This window comes from Mycobacterium sp. P4_H6 (assembly GCF_056400845.1).
In genome coordinates, this window is the sequence record NZ_JBFUKN010000016.1 from 42,847 (window position 1) to 61,448 (window position 18,602).

Genomic DNA, 18,602 nt, shown 5'->3' on the forward strand with positions numbered 1-18,602 from the left:
ATCCGCGAGCCTGGCCGCGCTGGCCATGGTCGTGGTGCTACTGGCTGTGACCGCCGGCGTGACGGTGCTGGGCTCGGTGGTGATCGCGCGGCACCGGGCCCAGTCCGCGGCCGACCTGGCGGCGCTCTCGGCGGCCGCCGCGCTGACCTCCGGGCATCAGATCGCCTGCGCACGTGCGATATCGGTGGCCACCGCCATGCGCACCACGGTGACAGACTGTGCGGTGCACGGCTTGGACATCGTCATCGCGGTGGCGGCCGACGCGGGTGTGCCGGGCTGGCGGGCATCGGCGCGAGCCAGGGCCGGGCCCGGCGAACCGGGTGGCTAACCGGCCGAGTCCGCCGATTTGGCCTTGCGCAGTATCGATTTGAGACCGGTACGAGCGACCGGCTCGGCGCCGTCGACCACGGTGGCACCGTGCTGCGATGCGGCGAGCTCCTCGTCGGTGGGCAGCCGCATCGACAGCAGGGCGGCGTAGGTGTCGTCGTCGAGTTCGACCTTGTTGGCGGTGATGTGGATCGGGGTGAAGCCGCCGCCGACGGCCGGTAGCCGCAGCACCCGCGCAGTCGGGCCGTGCATGAATTCCTGCATCATCGAGGCGACCAGAGGTTCGTCGGCGGGATCGAGGGCGGGTTCGCCCCGCTCGCGGGCGCGCCAGTCGTAGTGCGGACTCGGCCGGTCCAGCCATTTGAGCAGCCGCCAGTGGTTCATGTCGACCAGCGCCCGGTGCACGCCGGGCGCGGCCAGTCCGTTGAGGATCCGCTGCGCCAGATCGTCGGGGCGCACCACCGGGCCCTCACGCACGCTGCGCCAGTTCATCGCCCGGCAGATCAGCCGCTCGCCGCCGTCCTCCTGCTGTTCCTGGACCGCCCGGGCGACGAAGCCCACGGTGATCGGCTGCCCCTGGTAGTCGGTGACATTCCAGGTGCTGCACAACGTCATGCCCGGTTTGGCCTTGATGACCATGGACAACACCTTGGACTCATGGGGGTTGAGCTCACGGGCGGGCAGGTCCTCGGCGAATGCCCGGCCATGGGTGGCCTCGGTGGCGATGTCGCGGCCCGCGTTGGTCAGCGATTCCGGGGTGTCGGTGGCCACCCCGGAGGTCAGATCCCATTTGAGCGGCCCCGGGATCGGGCGCTGCGGGGGCTCGGCATCGGGTGGTCCGATCCACAGATGCACGCCGTGGATCACCCCGTCGGACATGTGCACCACCTCGGTGCGGATCACGCGGTCGTGTTTCGGCGTGATGATGCTCAGCGCGTGACCGGCCCGCACGGTCTCCCCGATGGCCGACTGGATGGCCATCAGATGCGGGTTGCGTCGCAGGAAGCTGCTGGTCGGTACCAGGTTCTTGGTGCGGGAGCCCTGCGCGACGACGGCGGGCTCGTCCCCGAGTGTCTCCACGAGCAACCAGTCGTGGTCCATGGGGGCAGTTTAGCTGGCAGGTGGCGCACCACCCGCAATTCTGCAGCCTTCGGAATCAGTCGAACCACACGGCCGGCGGGCGATTGTAGACGCCATTTCGGCGTCCGCGTGCAGCGATTATGAGTTGCAGATGGCCGAGTTCAGAAGGTACTTTGCCCTCTGCGCCCGGATCTCCGGGGTTGAAAACGGATCGCGTTGTCCGACCGTTTTGTCGCGAAGCCTGTGTGCTCGGCGTCGCTGGTGTCGGCACATTGCTGGACGAGGCGGTCGACGAGGGGTGGACCGCTGTGCGGTATCAGTGCCGCGCCAGCGCGTCGAGCACCAGGCGCAGCACCCGCACCGCCCCGACCTTGTCCAGCGGGTCGTTTCCGTTGCCGCACTTGGGGGACTGCACGCACGACGGGCAGCCGGCCGGGCAGTCGCAGGCCTCGATGGCCGCGGCGGTCGCCGCCCACCAGGTTTCGATCTGCCGGTAACCCCGATCGGCGAACCCGGCCCCGCCGGGATAGCCGTCGTAGACGAAAATCGTCGGCAGGCCTGCCAGCTCACCCGGCCCGGGCCCCAGCGCCGTGGACACACCGCCGATGTCGCCCCGGTCGCAACTGGCCACCAGCGGCAGCAGACCGATCGCGGCATGCTCGGCGGCATGCAGTGCGCCGGGCACCGACAGCGCCTCGACACCGTTGTCGGCCAATGCTTCCGGTGTGATCGTGCACATCACCGCGACGGTGTCGAGAGTCCGGGTCGGCATCTCCAGCTCGATGAAGTCGATGACTTCGCCGTCGAGAGCACGCCGCAGATAGCCCGTCACGGTGTTGGACACCGACACCGGCACCACGCCGACCGTCACCGGGCCGTGGCGGTGCAGCTCTCCGTCACCGGTGACCGCGATGTCGGTCAATTCCCGAGCCGAGGTGGTGTACCCCGGGTCCCCGGCGTGCACCAGGGCGATGCCGTCCTCGAAGTCCAGTGCGTCGACGACGTAGGTCTCGCCCTGGTGCAGGTAGACCGCCCCGGGATGCACCGACGCCGGGGCCTGCCCGGTCCCGGTGGTGCCCAGCACCCGGCCGGTTCCGTTCTCCAGGATGGCGATCTGGCCGCCCGAGGAACCGCGGATGTCGACGGCCGGGTGCGGGTCGACACCCGGTGCCGGAAAGTAGCCGCCCGGCCTGCGGCGCAGCAGCCCATCGTCGATCAGCGTCGCGGCCACCGCCTCGGCGTCCCAGATACGCACCTCGGCATCGGTGAGCGGCAGTTCGGTGGCCGCACACAGCAGTTGCGGCCCGAGCACATACGGATTCCGTGGGTCGATGACGACGCGTTCGATCGGCTTGTTCAACAACGCCTGCGGGTGATGGACCAGATAGGTGTCCAACGGGTCGTCGCGGGCGATCAACACGATCAGAGCGCTCTGCCCGCGCCGCCCCGACCGACCGGCCTGCTGCCAGAACGAGGTGACGGTGCCCGGGAAGCCGGCCAGCACCACCGCGTCGAGGCCGGCGATGTCCACCCCGAGTTCCAGGGCGTTGGTGGTGGCCAGGCCGCGCAGCTCACCGTCGGACAGCGCCCGCTCCAGGGTCCGGCGATCCTCGGCGAGATAGCCGGCGCGGTAGGAGGCGACGGTGTCGACCAGATCCGGGGCCACCTGTTCGAGGCGGGTCCGCGCCCCGAGTGCGGTCAGCTCGGCGCCGCGGCGGGACCGCACGAAGGTCAGGGTGCGCGCCCCCTCGGCGATCAGGTCGGCCATCACCCGGGAGGCCTCCGCGCCGGCCGATCGCCGCACCGGTGCACCGTTCTCCCCGACCAGGTCCTCCAGCAGGGCGGGCTCCCACAACGCCACCGTCCGGCCACCCTGCGGCGAGCCGTCCTCGGTGACCGCGGTGACGGTCTGCCCGATCAGCTCGGATGCGGTCTCGGCGGGCGCGGCGGTGGTGGCGCTTGCGAAGAACACCGTCGGCGATCCCGAGTAGCGCTCGCACAGGCGCAGCAGACGGCGCAGCACCATCGCCACGTTGGAACCGAAAATGCCCCGGTAGTAATGGCATTCGTCGACGACGATGAACTGCAGATTGCGCAGGAACACCGCCCACTTGGCGTGGTTGCGTAGCAGCGACAGGTGGATCATGTCCGGGTTGGAGAAGATCCACCGCGACCGTTCGCGGGCGAACCGGCGCAGATCGGTGGTCGCGTCACCGTCATAGGCGCTGGGTGCGACATCGCGCAGGCTCGGTACCGCATCGGTCAGCGCCTGCGCGGCGCGCAGCTGATCGTGCCCGAGAGCCTTGGTGGGGGACAGGTACAGCGCCCGGGCCCGCGGGTCGGCGGCCAGCGCGGTGAGGATGGGTAGCTGATATCCCAGGGACTTGCCCGACGCCGTGCCCGTGGACAGCACCACATGCCGTCCGGCATGGGCCAGATCTGCCGCGGCCGCCTGGTGTGACCAGGGTGTGCTGACGCCGCGGTCGGCGAACGCCGCGACGATGTCGGGATCGGCCCAGTGCGGCCAGTCCCGGCTGTCGCTGCGCCGCGCCGGCAGGTCCTCGACGTGGCGCACCGGATGTTCGTCGGGGGCGGTGCCCTCGATCGCGCGCGAGAGCAGGTCCCGGCCGAAATCGGACCCGGAATCTGCCGCGGAACCAGACAACTGTCGCCTCTCAAGATCTTTTTGATGTGTACCCAGCTGAATTGTTAACTACATGATCATTTTCGAGACTGTCGCAGACGCGTTGAACGTGGTTGACTGATCGTGGTCGCAGCTTCTGTGTTCGTGTTTCAGCACCCGCAGGATCGAACGTTGCGATCGCGGTTCCTGCGAGGTTGTAGGTCGGGTCGAGTTCCGGCGACACACGCGTTGGTATGGCGGTCGGAACGGGCCCGGTACACCGGAAGTCGGTGAACCGCACCCGGTAAGAGAAGGAATGTACGAGAGATGCCACAGGGAACTGTGAAGTGGTTCAACGCGGAGAAGGGCTTCGGCTTCATCGCCCCCGAGGACGGCTCCGCTGACGTGTTTGTCCACTACACGGAGATCCAGGGGTCGGGCTTCCGCACCCTTGAGGAAAACCAGAAGGTTGAGTTCGAGGTCGGCCAGAGCCCCAAGGGGCCGCAGGCCACCGGCGTTCGCGCCGTCTGAGCCATCGCAATAGGGAGACACCCCCGGCCCAGCCGGGGGTGTTTTCGTATCGGACGCCGATAGTGTCGAGCGTGTGAGCCAGCTGTCGTTCTTCTCGGCAGAGTCGGTACCGCCGGCCGTCGAGGACCTGACCGGGCTGCTGGCTGCCCATGGTCAGGTGGTCATCACCGGTGGTGAGGCCCGCCTGTCCATCGTGGTCGATCAGCTCTGGCGCGCCCGGGAACTGGCCGCGATGATCACCGAGGTCGGCCTGGAGCCCGAGATCCTGCGGACCGACGAGAGCACACCGCTGGTGCGCACCGGCATGGACAGTCGGCTGGCGGGTATCGCCGCCGAGTGGACCCGCGGCGCGGTGAAGACCGTTCCCGGCCATTGGCTGCCCGGTGCGCGGGAATTACGGGCCTGGACGCTCGCCGCGGGGACCCCCGAAGCGTCCGACCGGTACTTGCTGGGATTGGATCCGCACGCACCCGACACCCATCCGGTGCTGGCATCGGCGCTGATGCGGGTGGGTATCGCCCCGACATTGATCGGTACCAGGGGTTCGCGCCCGGCGTTGCGGATCAGTGGTAGGCGACGACTATCACGGCTGGTAGAGAACGTCGGGGAACCACCCGGCGACACCGACGCGTTTGCACAATGGCCGAGAATATAAGGAATGCTGACGGGCGAGCCAGTTTGCGTTGGTTCGCCCAGGATGCGAAATTGTCAGTTGCCAGCGTGCCGTACGGCGGCTTGGCAACAGAGAAGTGGAGTGTAAGAGCAGGTGGCTGACGACGACCGGAGCCGGGCAGGCGCCGGTAACGTTCGGCGGCTCGTAATAGTCGAGTCGCCGACCAAAGCGCGCAAGATTGCGGGCTACCTCGGCTCCAACTACGTCGTCGAGTCCTCGCGCGGCCACATCCGTGACCTGCCGCGAGCGGCCGCCGACGTGCCCGCGAAGTACAAATCCGAGCCGTGGGCGCGCCTCGGCGTCAACGTCGATGCGGATTTCGAACCGCTCTACATCGTCAGCCCCGATAAGAAGAGCACGGTCACCGAGCTCAAGGCCCTGCTCAAGGACGTCGACGAGCTCTACCTCGCCACAGACGGTGACCGCGAGGGCGAGGCCATAGCCTGGCATCTGCTCGAAACCCTCAAGCCGCGCATCCCGGTCAAGCGGATGGTGTTCCACGAGATCACCGAGCCGGCCATCCGCGCGGCCGCCGAAAACCCCCGCGACCTCGACATCGACCTGGTCGACGCGCAGGAGACCCGCCGCATCCTGGACCGGCTCTACGGCTACGAGGTTTCCCCCGTGCTGTGGAAGAAGGTCGCGCCCAAGCTGTCGGCCGGCCGCGTGCAGTCGGTGGCGACCCGCATCATCGTCCAGCGCGAGCGCGAGCGGATGGCCTTCCGCAGCGCCGGGTACTGGGATGTCACCGCCGAACTCGATGCCAGCGTGTCCGACCCGCAGGCCACCCCGCCGCGGTTCACCGCGAAACTCAACACCGTCGACGGGCGTCGGGTGGCGGCAGGCCGCGACTTCGACTCCCTGGGTGGGGTCAAGAAGCCCGACGAGGTCCTGGTGCTCGACGAGGCCGCCGCAGGGGCGCTGGCCAGTGGCCTGCGTGGGGCCCAGCTGGCCGTCTCGTCGGTGGAACAGAAGCCCTACACCCGCAAGCCCTATCCGCCGTTCATGACGTCCACGCTGCAGCAGGAGGCCGGCCGCAAGCTGCGGTTCTCCTCCGAGCGCACCATGAGCATCGCGCAGCGGCTGTACGAGAACGGCTACATCACCTACATGCGTACCGACTCGACGACACTGTCGGAGTCGGCGATCACTGCGGCGCGCAACCAGGCCGGCCAGCTTTACGGCCAGGAGTACGTGCACCCGACCCCGCGCCAGTACACCCGCAAGGTGAAGAACGCGCAGGAGGCCCACGAGGCGATCCGGCCCTCCGGTGACGTGTTCCAGACCCCGGGACAGCTGCACAGCGCGCTGGACAACGACGAGTTCCGGCTCTACGAGCTGATCTGGCAGCGCACGGTGGCCTCGCAGATGGCCGACGCGCGTGGCACCACTCTGAGCCTGCGGATCGCCGGGCAGGCGTCCTCGGGTGAGCAGGTGGTCTTCAACGCCTCCGGTCGCACGCTGACCTTCCCGGGCTTCCTCAAGGCCTACGTGGAGAGCCTCGACGAGCAGGCCGGCGGCGAGGCAGACGACGCCGAGAGTCGGCTGCCCAACCTGACCCAGGGCCAGCGGGTGGATGCCGCCGACCTGACCGCCGACGGCCACACCACCTCACCCCCGGCGCGCTATACCGAGGCCTCGCTGATCAAGGCGCTGGAAGAACTCGGCATCGGGCGCCCGTCGACGTACAGCTCGATCATCAAGACGATCCAGGACCGCGGCTACGTGCACAAGAAGGGCAGCGCCCTGGTGCCGTCCTGGGTGGCGTTCGCGGTGATCGGCTTGCTGGAGCAGCATTTCGGGCGCCTGGTGGACTACGACTTCACCGCTGCCATGGAGGACGAGCTCGACGCGATCGCCTCGGGCAATGAGCGACGTACCAACTGGCTCAACAACTTCTACTTCGGTGGCGAGCACGGCGTCGAAGGATCGATCGCCCGCGCGGGCGGCCTCAAGCAGCTCGTGGGCGGCAATCTGGAGGAGATCGACGCGCGACTGGTCAACTCCATCAAGCTGTTCGACGACGAAGAGGGTCGCGCCGTCAACGTCCGGGTCGGCCGCAACGGGCCGTACCTGGAGCGGATGATCGCCGATCCGGACAATCCCGGCGAGCTGAAGCCGCAGCGCGCCAACCTCAAGGACGAGCTGACGCCCGATGAGCTGACTCTCGAGTTGGCCGAAAAGGCTTTCGCCACACCGCAAGAGGGTCGTTCGCTGGGTGTCGATCCAGAGTCCGGGCACGAGATCGTGGCCAAGGACGGCCGTTACGGTCCGTACGTGACCGAGGTCCTGCCCGAGCCGCCGGAGGATCCCGAAGACGGTGTGGCGGCGAAGAAGGGCAAGAAGCCGACCGGTCCGAAACCGCGCACCGGTTCGTTGTTGCGCACGATGGACCTGGAGACGGTGACGCTGGAGGACGCCCTCAAGCTGCTGTCGCTGCCGCGCGTCGTCGGTGTGGACCCCGCCAACAACGAGGAGATCACCGCCCAGAACGGCCGCTACGGCCCGTATCTGAAGCGCGGCAACGATTCTCGTTCGCTGGCCACCGAAGAGCAGATGTTCACCATCACTCTGGACGAGGCGCTGAAGATCTACGCCGAGCCCAAGCGGCGCGGCCGGCAGGGTGCGGCCACCCCGCCGCTGCGTGAACTCGGCAACGATCCGGTGTCGGAGAAGCCGATGGTGATCAAGGACGGCCGGTTCGGTCCCTACGTCACCGACGGCGAGACCAACGCCAGCCTGCGCAAGGGCGATGACGTGCTGTCGATCACCGATGCCCGCGCCTCCGAACTGCTCGCTGACCGGCGCGCCCGCGGCCCGGTGAAGAAGGCGGCCAAGAAGGCGCCGGCGAAGAAGGCCGTCAAGAAGGCCGCCGCGAAGAAGGCGCCCGCCAAGAAGGCCGTCAAGAAGGCTTAGCTCGACAACGCGCGGTGGTACGACCGCGCGGGCCGGGCCAGCTGAGTGGGGGCCTTACGGCCGCGCAGCTCGACGATCTCGCCGACATCCCAGCACAGGGCTTCGGCGTCGAGCGCACCGCTGACCGCGATGGCCGAGGCGAGCACATGGCCCACCTCCAGCTTCGCCAGCTCGGTGAGCCGGGCGGCCTCGTTCACCGGATCGCCGATCACGGTGTACTCGAAGCGGGCCTGCGCGCCGATATGGCCGGCGATCGCCCGTCCGGCCGAAACGCCGATACCGAACTCGGTCTGCCCCAACACGTTCACCAGTTCGTCGTGCAGCTCGCGGGAGGCCGCCAGCGCGGCCCCGGAGGCGTCGGGGTGTTCGATCGGGGCGCCGAAGATGGCCAGCGCGGCGTCACCCTGGAACTTGTTGACGAACCCGCCGTGCTTGTTCACGGTGTCGACGATGACGCGGAAGAACTCGTTGAGCAGGTTGACGACCTCGGAGGCGGGGATCGTGGAGGCCAGCTGCGTCGAGCCGACCAGGTCGACGAACAGCACCGCAACATCGCGTTCCTGGCCGCCCAGTTCGGTCCCGCGTTCCAGCGCGCGGCGGGCCACATCCTCGCCGACGTACCGGCCGAACAGATCCCGCAGGCGCTGCCGTTCGGCCAGATCGCGCACCATGTCGTTGAAGCCGGCCTGCAGCAGGCCCAGCTCGCTGGCGTCGTAGATCTGCATGTGGGCGTTGTAGTTTCCGCGCTGCACCTCGCCGAGGGCCCAGCGCAGCTGGCGCAGCGGGTCGGCGATAGACATCGAGACCAGCACGGTGCCGACCAGGCCGATGAGCAGCGCAGCGATGGCCAGCAGCAGGATCGGGGTGGTCAGCTTCTCGGCGGGCGCATTGAGGACACCGAACTTGCTCGCCACCACCGCCAGCACGATCGCCAGGATGGGCACCCCGGTGGACAGCACCCAGGTGAGCACCTGGCGCAGGATGACCCCGGGTGCCCGGAAGTTCTCCGGGACGCCGGTGCGCAGCGCGGCGACCGCCACCGGGCGCAGCACTCGCTCGGACTGCAGATAGCCGATGATGGCGACCGCGGTGGCGCCCAGCGCGGTCGCGACCGCGACGACGGGGGCCGACTTACTGGCCACCGGCCAGCTCGCCACGATGAAGACGATGGAGCCCAGGCACCAGTTGGTGACGTTGATGACCGACCGGTAGAAGGGCATCTTCAGCGCCCGGACCCGGGCCACCTCGGTGATGGTGGTGGAGGTGTCACCGAGCAGCGTGTCGCGGCGTTGCCAGCGGATCACCGGGATGAGCATCCGCAGGGTGATGTACGCGGCGATGGTGAACGAGACGAAGAGGTAGGCCAGGAAGACCGCCAGGTTGAACGCCGGAAGCTCCTGGAGCTGGATGCGGTCCTCGGGCGGCAGACCGTAGCGCAGGAAGCCCAGGACCAGCAGTGCACCGATGATATCGGCCTGCACCATGCCCAGCCCGAACACCGGCCATGGCGTGCGGGCCACCCAACGGACGAACGCGCTGACGCGTCCTACCAGTGTCACCTCCGCACTCACCCGTTCACCGTATCGGTCAAGGGGGACGTGTTGCGCCGGTGAGCCCGTGTCGTGTCGGCCGGTGCCACTACTGTTGACCGGTGCATAGCGGTGTTTTTTCGCGTCTGGTGGGCCAACACCTCGTCGAGGAGGAGCTGCTCGCAGCCGCCAGATCCGCTCGTGGTGAAAAGTCTCACAGCGGACTCACAGCCGGCGGTATGACGCATGCCTGGCTGATCACCGGTCCGCCCGGTTCGGGCCGTTCGATCGCCGCGCTGTGCTTCGCCGCCGCGCTGCAGTGCACATCGGAGGGTGAGCCGGGCTGCGGTGAGTGCCGCCCGTGCACCACGACCATGGCGGGCACCCACGCGGATGTGCGCCGGATCATTCCTGAGGGGCTGTCCATCGGGGTGAAGGAAATGCGCGAGATCGTGCAGATCGCGTCGCGGCGGCCCGGAACCGGACGATGGCAGATCGTCGTGGTCGAAGATGCCGACAGGCTTACCGAGGGCGCAGCGAATGCACTGCTCAAGGTGGTGGAGGAGCCACCGCCGTCGACGGTGTTCCTGTTGTGCGCGCCGTCGGTGGATCCCGAGGACATCGCGGTCACCCTGCGGTCGCGGTGCCGGCACGTCCCGCTGGTGACACCGCCGACCGCGTCGATCGCCGAGGTGCTGACCGAGCGCGACGGGATCGGCGTCGAGATGGCGACCTGGGCGGCGTCGGTCAGCGGGGGACATGTGGGCCGCGCCCGGCGGCTGGCGACCGATCCGGAGTCCCGGGTGCGCCGCGAGCGCGCGTTGAGCCTGGCGCGGGACGCCGCGACGCCGTCGCGCGCGTTCGGCGCCGCGGAGGAACTGGTGGCCACCGCCGAGGCGGAGGCCAAGGCGTTGACCGTCGACCGCAACGAGAGCGAGGCCGAGGAACTGCGGACCGCGCTGGGCGCCGGCGGCACCGGTAAGGGCACCGCGGGCACGATGCGCGGTGCCAGTGGCGCGATGAAACAGCTCGAGGCGCGGCAGAAATCTCGGCAGACGCGGGCCGGCCGGGACGCGCTCGATCGGGCGCTGATGGACCTGGCCACCTACTTCCGCGACGCGCTGGTGGTGTCGGCGGGCGCCGGCGGCGTTGCGGCGAACCACCCGGACATGGCCGAGAAGGTGGGCGCGATGGCCGCGCACGTGGCGCCGGACAAGCTGCTGCGCTGTATCGAGGCCGTGCTGGACTGCCGGGAGGCGCTCGCGATCAATGTGAAGCCGAAGTTCGCCGTCGACGCGATGGTGGCGACGGTCGGGCAGGCCCTGAAAACCTGAGTTGGGTCGTGGGTGGGCGCTGTCGTAGACTCGTCCCGCCTGCTTAGGCAGGCGCGCCACCTTAGCTCAGTCGGTAGAGCAATTCACTCGTAATGAATAGGTCAGGAGTTCGATTCTCCTAGGTGGCTCCACTCAGCACAGAGTTGTCGTACACCTGTGCGATGGTGACATCATGGCGGTCGATACGACGAGGTCACCCACCTACCAGGCCGGTGTCGCAGCGACTTCGTCGAAATCGATCATCAGGTCCTACAGGTTTGCGTTGGATCCGACACCTCTGCAATGCGATGCGCTTCGATCGCACTGCGGCGCTCAGCGGTTTGCCTACAACTGGGGACTGCGCGCCGTACGAGCAAATCTTGAGCAGCGCGCCGCCGAGCAGACCTATGGTCTAAGCGGGGACGAACTGACTCCGTACGTCAACTGGTCGGCCTACGGACTTCGCAAGCATTGGAACACCGTGAAGGACGGTGCGGCGCCGTGGTGGCGGGAGAACTCCAAGGAGGCCTATGCTTCTGGCCTCGCGAACCTTGCTGCTGCGCTGCTGAATTGGCAACGATCGAAATCACTGAATGGCAGGGGGCGGGCGGTACGGTTCCCTGTCTTCAAACGCCGGACCGATGCGCTCACGTGCAGGTTTTCCACAGGCGCGATGGGATTGATCGGCGCCGACAGGCGGCATGTAAGGATTCCGCGGGTGGGAATTGTCCGGACGCACGAATCTACTAGGAAACTCGCACGGAGAGTGAGTAGTGGTTCCGCCCGAATACGTTCCGCGACGGTGAGTTTCTCTCGCGGAAGGTGGTTCGTTTCGTTCTCGGTCGAAATTCACGCACCTGCTGTAGTTGGTGGACACGCACGCCCTGCAGTTGGCGTTGACCTGGGACTGACAAATTTGGCGGTCGTTTCGATTCCTCTTCCTCCGGTGTCGGATAGCGACGGAGTCGTGGTGAATCCGCAGCGGCTGGAGACCGGGCAGGCGAAGCTCCGCCGGTTGGAACGACAGGCCGCACGACGCCGAGGCCCGGACAAGGTCAAGCGGATACCGCCATCGAAGCGATGGCTGAAGTCGAGGCTCAAGAGCGAAAGAACACACGCTCGAATAGCCAATGCTCGATCTGACACCCTTCACAAGGTCACGACCGCGGTTGTTCGCGCCGCTGGAACCATCGTGATCGAAGACCTCAACATTGCCGGGATGATTCGGAATCGCAGTCTCGCTCGTCGTATTGCGGGGGCATCTTGGGGTGAGATGCGGCGGCAATTCACCTACAAAGCGGCTTGGAATGGAGTGGAGCTCGTAGTAGCTGATCGCTATTATGCCAGCACGAAAATTTGCTCTGCATGCGGCGCAGTGAAAGCCAAACTGCCGCTATCAGAGCGCACATATCGTTGTGGGCATTGTGGATTGGTACTGAACCGAGATGTCAATGCCAGCCGCAACCTTGTCGCACTAGCGGCAGAAACTACTGGTGTCACGTCCTCCCCGAGTTGCGGGGCGACGTTAAACGAGCCCGCTGGAAACTCTGGTAAGACCGATGTTGTCGGCAATGGGTATCGCCACGGGAAGTCCCAAACGGACAATGTCGCTTAGTAATACGCGGCTGCCAGTTGAGCTTGCTTACTGGTAACGGTTCGATTCCCCTGGGTGGCTCCTCCACCTTGCCTTTCAGGGCCTTATGGCCTCGCGCCAGGCCAGCGGATTCAACTCCCGGTACGGGTCGTCTTCGCGAATCTCCTGTAACTCGGAAAGCACCGTCTCCAGCGACGTCTGGGTCCGTTGTTTGACGGTGTCCGCCCACTCCGACGCGGACACTCCGGCCGGCCTGGTGGTATCGATCGGTTCGGCGAAGCGCAGGTACATCCGCTGTGGGCGGGGAATCATGGTGGGGCCGACACCGTGCAGCAGTGGCATCGCCATATCGCTGGGCGCACCGAGCACCTTGGCGAGGCCCTGGCTGAACCGTCCCCACAGCCCGTCGCGGGTGGTGAGGCTGCGATACACGTCGTCGCCGCCGAGGAGCCCGGCCGGCACGATGGGGTAGTCGTGCTCGGCGGAGATGCGGGCGAATCCGGACCGCCCCTGCCAGCGCAGGGTGTTCTCCTCGCCTTTGAACTTCGCGATCTCGCGTCCGCCGCCGGGGAACACCAGGATCGTCTGGTCGTGGGCCATCAGCGCACCCGCGGATTCCGGTGAACCGACCGTCGCGCCGCAGGCAGCCAGCAGATCCGCCGCCGGGCCGGGCATCCTGCCGAAACCCCGGTCGGTCAACGGCCTTACCAGCGTGCCGATTTCGCGGCGCACCACATACGGGATCAGGAATCCCTCGGTGCCGGACTGGGTGTGGTTGCCCACCAGGAGGAATCGTCCGTCCCGGGGCAGATGCCCGAGTCCGTCGACATAGGGCCGCCAGAGGTCGATGAGCGGGGCGGCGTTGTCGGCGACCGTCTCGACCACCCGGCGAATCGCCTGGATGCGGCCGGGCTGGTCCATCAGCCTCTGGGAGTCGGTCATGACGGTCATGACTCCACGGTATCGACCAGCGGGATTACCGCCGGTCAGAGCCTATCCGGCCCTGCGCTGCGACTCCTTGCGCTCGGCGAGCCGCCGCCACAGATCCTCGAGGTCGATATCGTTGGGCTGTCGCGGCCGGCGTTGATGGAACATCGTGTCGTCATGGCTGGCCGGGCAGTGAAACCGGTGCAGCTGCAGGCATTTCGCCGGCCACCGTGCCTCGTGCTCGTCCTCCAGGTCGATCACCTGACGCGTCGAGCGCCGGATGGCGAACCGGTTGCCGGCCGCGCTCTCCTCGGTGGCGAACATCTCGGCGTCGAACAGTCGCCAGCCGCCGTAAGCCATCTGCAGCCAGACCGTGTCGGTGCTGCAGTGCTTGCACGGCGCGACCACCGACGGTCGCGAGTCTGCCCGGTCCATGTGTTCAGGCTAGGGACAGCCACCGACAAGTCGGGTCCGCACACGCCGTGGCGGGCGAACTATCGGGGCGCCACGAATCCGATCGGGCCGGAGGCGATGCACACCGACAGCGCGGCGGTGTTCGCGCTCACCCTGACGGCGTCACCTGCTCCGGACAATCGCACGAACACCCGGTTCAGCCCGGGGTGCACCGGAACCTTGACCGGCACGCCCTCGGTCAGTGACATGGTCAGCGACCCCTCGCTGTTGGCCAGGTAGTTGATCTCCGCGGTCCAATCCGCGGGCAACAGCGGCCCGTCCAGCGGCATCACCACCTCGGAGTCCTCGGTCTGCACCAGGTAGCCGCAGTGCGGCGCGGGCCCGGGGACGATGGTGCGCACCCAGGTCACCAGCGCGTCGCGCAGCCGCCCGGTGCTGTCGAGGACCCGTAGTTCGGTTGTGGCGCTGCTGAATTCGGGTCGATGGGGCAGCAACGCGAACATGTGACTGGCCAGATTCTCCGGGGCGGCCACCCGCTGCATGATCATCGGGTCGACCTCCTGGTCCAGCAGGGGCGCCCCGAGGGGGTCCACCGCGGCCAGCCCGGCGCGCGCATTGTCCAGGTAGCCCGGCACCGGGCTGTCCTGCCAGACCCGCAGGAAGGTCATCGTCGAGTACAGGCTGCTGCCGACGAACGCGGCCGCCACCACCAGGACCACCACGGACCGGGAGGTCGAGGCATCGAGGCGTCGCGAGGACGCGCGGTTCGGGGCGCAGAAGGCCACCGCGCTGAGCAAGGCCAGCACCACCACCAGATCGGGCAGATACCGCAGCGTCTGGGCCAGTTCCAGTGCGGTGAACTGCGATGAGCGCATCAGGTAGATCGGCACCTGGCAGGCCACGGCGTAGCCGACCGCGGCCAGCCACACCGGGCCGATGCGCTCCTTGCGGGCCAGCGAGACCGCCATCACGGCCGCCAACACCAGCCAGCCCAGCACCATCGCCGTCACCGATGGCGTCGCCCACGGGGACGCCGGCGCCCAGCGCTGCCAGTCCCACGGCCCACCGGCCAGCCCGGGCACGATGCCGTGGGTGACCGAACGCAGGAGCAGATCCCAAGTCATGCCGAGGTCCAGCGACCACCGCTGCTGGTCGACCACGACGAGGTAGACCCCGATCCAGGCGGCGGTCACTGCGAGCAGCCCGATCCAGAGCCGTAAGCCGCGCCGCCAGACCTGCGCGACGGAGGCACCGGTCACCCAGGCCAGCAGTGCGGCCACCGCGAAGGCCACGAACGGAATGACCGCAGACTTCTCGAAGAACAGCAGCCCGCCGGCATACACCAGGACACCGGTCACGGCGTAGCGCCGATTCCCGGTGCGCACCAACAGGACCGCGTCGGCGCACACCCAGGCCAGCGCGGCCAGCATGGGCAGCGAATTCAGTCCGGCCGCCCACCAGGCGAACCCGGGCACGGTCAGCGGGGTGAACAGCGCGAAGGTCAGCGGTATCAGCAGCACCGGGCGCCAGCCCAGGATGACCTGCAGCGCGCGCAGCAGCGCCGCCGAAGCCAGCAGCTGCAGCACCACCAGGCTGATCGCCGGCCCGACCCACTGCAGCGGGGCCAGCCGGGTGATGGCGCCGGCCACCAGGAAGGCTCCCGGCATCACATGCCCGTCGTGATCGTCGAACAGGTACTGCGCGGACAGCAGGCTCTGGGTTCCCGCGCGCCCGACCAGGATGAGGTCGTCCCAGTAGAAGTCGCCACCGAAGGCCAGCACCGACCGGATCAGCAGCTGCACCGCGATCAGCGCGACGGCACTCCGAGCGACCCAGTTCATCGGTTGCGACTGTACGGAGGGCGTGCAGAACCGCTCGCGCGGCTACAGTGGGCCGGTGCGCACACTGGTCACCGGAGCTGCCGGATTCATCGGATCGACCCTGGTCGATCGCCTGCTCGCGGACGGGCACACCGTCGCCGGAGTGGACGATCTGAGCACCGGACGCCGCTCCAACCTGGCCGCTGCCGAGCAGAACCCCCACTTCACTTTCGTCGAGGCCGATATCGTCGACGCCGATCTGGCGGCCATCCTGGCCGACGCCGATCCCGAGGTGATCTTCCATCTCGCCGCGCAGATCTCGGTCCGGCATTCGGTGGACAACCCGCAGTTCGATGCCACGGTCAACGTGGTCGGCACCATCCGGCTGGCCGAGGCGGCCCGCGCCCAGGGCGTCCGCAAGATCGTGCACACCTCCTCGGGTGGCTCGGTCTACGGCACTCCGCCGGTCTTTCCGACCAGCGAAGAGGTTCCCACCGACCCGGCGTCGCCGTACGCGGCCAGCAAGGTCGCCGGCGAGGTCTACCTCAACATGTTCCGCAATCTGTACAACCTGGACTGCTCGCACATTGCGCCCGGCAATGTCTACGGCCCGCGCCAGGACCCGCACGGCGAGGCCGGCGTGGTGGCGATCTTCGCCAAGGCGCTGCTGGCCGGGTCCACCACCAAGATCTTCGGTGACGGCACCGACGGCCGCGACTACGTCTACGTCGATGATGTGGTGGACGCCTTCGTGCGGGCCTCCGGGGACGTCGGCGGCGGTCTGCGGTTCAACGTCGGTACCGGTGTCACCACCAGTGTCGCCGACCTGCACAGCGCGATCGCCAAGGCTGTCGGGACCTCCGATGAACCGGAGTACCACCCGGCCCGCCTGGGCGACCTGCGCAAGTCCCAGCTCGACATCACCCGCGGTGAGCAGCTGCTGGGCTGGGTGCCCCAGGTCGGCATCGACGAGGGCATCGAGCGGACCGTGGACTACTTCCGCAACGAGTCCTGAGTTTTTCCCGGCCGTATTTCAGAAAAGATAGCGACCGCTCGCTATCTAACCTAGGCTGCGGTCATGTCCTATGACGTGATCATCCGCAACGGCCTGTGGTTCGACGGCACCGGACGCCCGCCGCTCACCCGCACCCTGGGGATCCGCGACGGCCTGGTCGCCGAGGTGTCCGCCGCCCCGCTGGACGTGACCGGCTGCCCCGAGGTCATCGACGCGACCGGCAAGTGGGTGATCCCCGGCTTCATCGACGTGCACACCCACTACGACGCCGAGGTGCTGCTCGACCCCGGGCTGCGGGAATCGGTGCGCCACGGCGTGACCACCGTGCTGCTCGGCATGTGCTCGCTGTCCACCGTGTACGCCGACACCGAGGACGCCGCCGACCTGTTCAGCCGGGTCGAGGCCGTGCCCCGCCAGTTCGTGCTCGGCGCGCTGGCCGAACACAAGACCTGGACCAACCCCGCGGAGTACGTGGCCGCCATCGACGCGTTACAGCTCGGCCCGAACATCGCCTCGCTGCTGGGGCACTCCGATCTGCGCGCCTCGGTGCTCGGACTGGACCGCGCCACCACCCGCGATGTGATTCCCACCGATGCCGAACTGGAGACGATGGCGCAGCGCCTCGACGCCGCACTGGACGCCGGGATGCTCGGCATGTCCGGGATGGACGCCGCCATCGACAAACTCGACGGCGACCGGTTCCGCTCCCGCGCGCTGCCCTCGACGTTCGCCACCTGGCGGGAACGCCGGCGGCTGATCAAGGTGCTGCGCCGGCACGGCCGCATCCTGCAGAGCGCACCGAATGTCGCGAAAGTGGCCGAGGCGCTGAACTTCTTCCTGGAGAGCAGCGGTCTGTTCGGGCGCAGGCGCGCCGTGCGGATGAGCCTGCTGGTCTCCGCCGACGCCAAGTCCTCGCCCGGCGCCGTCCACATCCTGGGGCCGGGCGTCCGGCTGTTGAACCGGATCCTGGGCGCGAAGGTGCGTTTTCAGCATCTCCCGGTGCCGTTCGAATTGTATTCCGACGGCATCGATCTGCCGGTGTTCGAGGAGTTCGGCGCAGGCACAGCTGCTCTGCATCTGCGCGATCAGCTGGACCGCAACAAGCTGCTCGCCGACCCCGAGTACCGGCACCGGTTCCGCAGGTCCTTCGACCGGCGCAAGCTCGGACCCGCGTTGTGGCACCGCGACTTCCACGACGCCAAGATCGTCGAATGTCCCGACGCATCGCTGATCGGCAAGAGCTTCGGCCAGATCGCCGATGAGCGCGGTATCCATCCGCTGGACGCCTTCCTGGATGTGCTCGTGGAGAACGGTGAACGCAACGTGCGCTGGACCACCATCGTGGCCAACCACCGCCCCAAGCAACTCGACAAGCTCGCCAATGAGCCGTCGGTGCACATGGGTTTCTCGGATGCCGGTGCGCACCTTCGCAATATGGCGTTCTACAACTACGCGCTGCGCCTGCTCAAGCGGGTGCGCGACGCCGATGTGGCGGGCCGGCCGTTCATGACGCCGCAGCGTGCGGTGCACCGGCTGACCGCCGAGGTGGCTGACTGGTTCGGGCTGGACGCAGGCACCCTGCGCTGCGGTGACCGGGCCGACTTCGTGGTGATCGACCCTGCCGCGCTGGATGATTCGGTGAACGCCTACCACGAGGCGACGGTGCCCTTCTACGGTGACCTGAGTCGGATGGTGAACCGCAACGATGAGACCGTCATCGCCACCGGCGTCAACGGTCAGGTGGTGTTCACCCGCGGCGAGTTCCGCGAGGGCTATGGCACCACAATCAGATCCGGCCGCTATCTGCGGGCCGGGATGACCGCACCGGCTGCGGTCTAGG

14 protein-coding genes and 1 tRNA gene are annotated in these 18,602 nt (G+C 67.7%); 9 read left to right on the forward strand and 6 right to left on the reverse strand.

Going from position 1 to position 18,602, the window contains the following annotated elements; translation table 11 throughout:
- Window positions 1–10 precede the first annotated feature (10 nt).
- The gene (locus tag AC1DTF_RS09160) at window positions 11–328 is read left to right on the forward strand and encodes an Rv3654c family TadE-like protein (RefSeq protein WP_156409447.1); all 318 of its coding nucleotides are present in this window, start codon (window positions 11–13) and stop codon (window positions 326–328) included.
- Here the strand turns inward: AC1DTF_RS09160 and AC1DTF_RS09165 are convergent.
- Window positions 325–1,428 (reverse strand): PAS domain-containing protein, encoded by a 1,104-nt coding sequence (locus tag AC1DTF_RS09165; RefSeq protein ID WP_057170773.1) that lies wholly within the window; start codon window positions 1,426–1,428, stop codon window positions 325–327. The two genes, AC1DTF_RS09160 and AC1DTF_RS09165, sit on opposite strands and share 4 nt — an antisense overlap.
- 295 nt (window positions 1,429–1,723) lie before the next feature.
- Window positions 1,724–4,072, reverse strand: a complete 2,349-nt coding sequence (locus AC1DTF_RS09170) for a DEAD/DEAH box helicase (protein ID WP_477473838.1) — start codon at window positions 4,070–4,072, stop codon at window positions 1,724–1,726.
- Between the two features lie 285 nt (window positions 4,073–4,357).
- Between AC1DTF_RS09170 and AC1DTF_RS09175 the strand changes: the two genes are divergently transcribed.
- From AC1DTF_RS09175 to topA, 3 genes are all read left to right on the forward strand, one after another.
- Window positions 4,358–4,561 (forward strand): cold-shock protein, encoded by a 204-nt coding sequence (locus AC1DTF_RS09175; protein WP_006243848.1) that lies wholly within the window; start codon window positions 4,358–4,360, stop codon window positions 4,559–4,561.
- A 73-nt stretch (window positions 4,562–4,634) separates the two neighbouring features.
- On the forward strand, window positions 4,635–5,216 hold the full coding sequence (locus tag AC1DTF_RS09180) for a hypothetical protein (RefSeq protein WP_057170775.1): 582 nt from the start codon (window positions 4,635–4,637) through the stop codon (window positions 5,214–5,216).
- Between the two features lie 111 nt (window positions 5,217–5,327).
- Complete coding sequence (gene topA, locus AC1DTF_RS09185; RefSeq protein ID WP_477473839.1) at window positions 5,328–8,150, forward strand: type I DNA topoisomerase; 2,823 nt, start codon at window positions 5,328–5,330, stop codon at window positions 8,148–8,150.
- Here topA and AC1DTF_RS09190 read toward each other — a convergent pair.
- Window positions 8,147–9,721, reverse strand: a complete 1,575-nt coding sequence (locus AC1DTF_RS09190) for an adenylate/guanylate cyclase domain-containing protein (RefSeq protein WP_057170777.1) — start codon at window positions 9,719–9,721, stop codon at window positions 8,147–8,149. The genes topA and AC1DTF_RS09190 overlap by 4 nt on opposite strands.
- 80 nt (window positions 9,722–9,801) lie before the next feature.
- Between AC1DTF_RS09190 and AC1DTF_RS09195 the strand changes: the two genes are divergently transcribed.
- From AC1DTF_RS09195 to tnpB, 3 genes are all read left to right on the forward strand, one after another.
- A complete protein-coding gene (locus AC1DTF_RS09195) occupies window positions 9,802–11,013 on the forward strand; it encodes a DNA polymerase III subunit delta' (RefSeq protein ID WP_477473840.1) in 1,212 nt (403 codons plus the stop codon).
- 55 nt (window positions 11,014–11,068) lie between these two features.
- Window positions 11,069–11,144: transfer RNA gene (locus AC1DTF_RS09200), tRNA-Thr, on the forward strand.
- Between the two features lie 41 nt (window positions 11,145–11,185).
- Complete coding sequence (gene tnpB, locus AC1DTF_RS09205) at window positions 11,186–12,607, forward strand: IS607 family element RNA-guided endonuclease TnpB (RefSeq protein ID WP_477473841.1); 1,422 nt, start codon at window positions 11,186–11,188, stop codon at window positions 12,605–12,607.
- Between the two features lie 75 nt (window positions 12,608–12,682).
- Here tnpB and AC1DTF_RS09210 read toward each other — a convergent pair whose 3' ends face one another.
- Genes AC1DTF_RS09210 through AC1DTF_RS09220 form a run of 3 tightly spaced genes read right to left on the reverse strand, consistent with a single transcriptional unit; the run spans window position 12,683 to window position 15,768 of the window.
- Window positions 12,683–13,537 carry a lysophospholipid acyltransferase family protein gene (locus AC1DTF_RS09210; RefSeq protein WP_477473842.1) on the reverse strand — a complete coding sequence of 285 codons (855 nt, stop codon included), beginning with the start codon at window positions 13,535–13,537 and terminating at the stop codon, window positions 12,683–12,685.
- A 42-nt stretch (window positions 13,538–13,579) separates the two neighbouring features.
- Complete coding sequence (locus AC1DTF_RS09215) at window positions 13,580–13,948, reverse strand: hypothetical protein (RefSeq protein WP_477473843.1); 369 nt, start codon at window positions 13,946–13,948, stop codon at window positions 13,580–13,582.
- A 59-nt stretch (window positions 13,949–14,007) separates the two neighbouring features.
- Entirely contained in the window at window positions 14,008–15,768 is a 1,761-nt protein-coding gene (locus AC1DTF_RS09220; RefSeq protein WP_477473844.1) for a hypothetical protein, read from the reverse strand.
- Between the two features lie 55 nt (window positions 15,769–15,823).
- Between AC1DTF_RS09220 and AC1DTF_RS09225 the strand changes: the two genes are divergently transcribed.
- Together AC1DTF_RS09225 and AC1DTF_RS09230 are read left to right on the forward strand one after the other, a co-directional pair.
- On the forward strand, window positions 15,824–16,762 hold the full coding sequence (locus AC1DTF_RS09225; RefSeq protein ID WP_477473845.1) for an NAD-dependent epimerase/dehydratase family protein: 939 nt from the start codon (window positions 15,824–15,826) through the stop codon (window positions 16,760–16,762).
- A gap of 63 nt (window positions 16,763–16,825) precedes the next feature.
- Window positions 16,826–18,601, forward strand: a complete 1,776-nt coding sequence (locus AC1DTF_RS09230; RefSeq protein ID WP_477473846.1) for an N-acyl-D-amino-acid deacylase family protein — start codon at window positions 16,826–16,828, stop codon at window positions 18,599–18,601.
- Window position 18,602: the final 1 nt, after the last annotated feature.